General features: G+C 64.5%; 1 protein-coding gene and 1 pseudogene. Both read right to left on the bottom strand.

Features of this window, described 5'->3' with window-relative positions; all coding sequences use genetic code 11:
- Positions 1 to 170: 170 nt before the first annotated feature.
- Positions 171 to 1871, bottom strand: a complete 1701-nt coding sequence (locus ACSQ27_RS24225; RefSeq protein ID WP_436158056.1) for a methyl-accepting chemotaxis protein — start codon at positions 1869 to 1871, stop codon at positions 171 to 173.
- Between the two features lie 95 nt (positions 1872 to 1966).
- A pseudogene (locus tag ACSQ27_RS24220) lies at positions 1967 to 2348 on the bottom strand (methyl-accepting chemotaxis protein); the annotation flags it as partial.

Here is a 2348-nt window from a genome sequence, read left to right as displayed (position 1 = left end):
GTAGCGAAGCGTAGGGACCCAGACTGCGGGTCGCCTTTTCTTTGGTGACTTTCTTTTGGCGAAGCAAAAGAAAGTTACTTGCTGCCGGGCAACCCCCGGCCAGCAAAACTTAGAAGAGAGCACAGAGGAAGCGCGGACAGCCGGCGCAAGACCCGGCCCAAGACCGGGCCTTAAAACGTCTCCCAGCTCCCGCCACCAGCCATCGCAAGATCACCCGCCGGAGCCGTCGACTTGCGCGGCGCAGAAATAGCCTGCCGAGCCTGCGGTGGCTGCTTAGGCGTCGCCGGCCGAGCCACGCTGGAACGCTGTGGCTGCGCGGCCGGCGCATGGCCGCCATTGACCTTGAACACACTGACCACCTGCGACAGGCCGCTAGCCTGCTCTTGCAGTGAGGAAGCCGCCGCAGCCGCTTCCTCGACCAGTGCCGCATTCTGCTGCGTGACCTGGTCCATCTGCGTGATCGCCTGGTTGATCTGTTCGATCCCGGACGTCTGTTCCTGGCTGGCCGCCGTGATCTCGGCCATGATGTCGGTCACGCGCTTGACGCTGTCGACGATTTCATCCATGGTTCGGCCGGCCTCGGCGACCTGTTTGCTGCCTTCTTCGACCTTGTCGACCGAGTCGCCGATCAGGGTTTTGATTTCCTTGGCGGCCGCTGCGCTGCGCTGGGCCAGGTTGCGGACTTCGGCCGCGACCACGGCAAAACCACGGCCTTGCTCGCCGGCACGGGCCGCTTCCACAGCCGCGTTCAAAGCCAGGATATTGGTCTGGAAAGCGATGCCGTCGATCACACCGATGATGTCGACAATCTTGCGTGAAGAAGCATTGATCGCGCCCATGGTGCCCACCACTTCGGCGACCACGCTGCCGCCCTTGACGGCCACGCTGGAGGCCGAGACCGCCAGCTGGTTGGCCTGGCGGGCGTTGTCGGCATTCTGTTTGACGGTCGAGGTCAGCTCTTCCATCGAAGCGGCCGTCTCTTCCAGCGAACTGGCCTGCTCTTCGGTGCGTGAGGACAGGTCATGGTTGCCGGCCGCGATCTGGCTCGAGGCCGTCGCGATGGTGTCGGTGCCGCTGCGCACATTGCCGACGATGCCGAGCAGGTTGTCCTGCATGGTCTTCAAGGCCTGCAGCAGTTCGGCGGCTTCGTCTTTGCCCACGCTGTGGATGGGCTGGGTCAGGTCGCCGTCGGCGATAAAACGCGCGCTGCGGGCGGCCTGGCGCAAAGGCCCGGTGATGGAGCGGGTCAGCACAAAAGCCGATGCCGCGCCCAGCAGCAGGGCCAGCACCGAACCGACGATCAGGATCCAGCGGCCCTGGGACGCGTTCTCTTCGGCCCGTGCCAGCGCGGCGTCATACAGCTTCTGCTGGAACTCCTCGAGCTTGCGGATGCTCTCGCTGTAGGCATCGGCCAGCGGCCTGAGTTCGCGCTCCAGCACGGCGGTGACGTCCTCACCGGCCTGGCGCCTTTTGAGCACCGCGGCACGCGGCGTGCGGTAGGCCTCGCGCCGGGCATCAATCTCGGCGATGAGTTTTTTGCCTTCTTCCGCCTGGACCAGCTCGATCAGGCGCTTGCGCGAGGCCGTCGAGATCTCCGAGGTCTTGTCCATGTCGGCCTGCCACATCGGAATGCGGCTGGTGTCGGCATCCATGATCGAGGCGCGCGTGCGCACCCAGTTCAGGTCAATGGTCTGGCGCCACTGCACGGCCATCTTGAGTTTCTCGTTGTCGACCGTGCCCAGCCGCTGGGTGGTGTCGGCCAGGCCCTGCAGGCGCCAGATGCCGGTGACGGAAATCACCGCCATGATGAAAAGAATCAGGCCGAAGGCCAGCCCCAGGCGGCTGCCGACCTTGATGTTGTTGAGTGTCATGATGCAGACTTTCAAAAGTTAACGGTTATGCAAGGCCGGCTTGTGGTTTGCGTTGATGCGGCACGGACGAAATCCCTGAACGGCCCCGGAGAGGCTTAAAAGGTTTCCCAGCTGCCGCCGCCTGCCATCGCGAGATCACCACCGGGAGCCGCCGGCTTGCGCGGCGCGGAAATCGCCTGCCGGGCTTTCGGCGCTTGTTTGGGTGTCGCGGGCCGGGCCACGCTGGAACGCTGTTGTTGCTGTTGCAGCGCGGCAGGCGCGTGGCCACCATTGACCTTGAACACACTGACCACCTGCGACAGGCCGCTGGCCTGTTCCTGCAGCGAGGAAGCGGCCGCGGCCGCCTCCTCGACCAGCGCCGCGTTCTGCTGCGTGACCTGGTCCATCTGCGTGATCGCCTGGTTGATCTGTTCGATCCCGGACGTCTGCTCCTGGCTGGCCGCGGTGATCTCGGCCATGATGTCGGTCACACGTTTG

The organism is Polaromonas sp. LjRoot131 (assembly GCF_964252805.1).
In the GTDB taxonomy this organism is placed as follows: Bacteria; Pseudomonadota; Gammaproteobacteria; order Burkholderiales; family Burkholderiaceae_C; genus Polaromonas.
The sequence above is the reverse complement of the archived record's forward strand: the minus strand, read 5'-3'. Positions and strand labels throughout refer to the sequence as shown.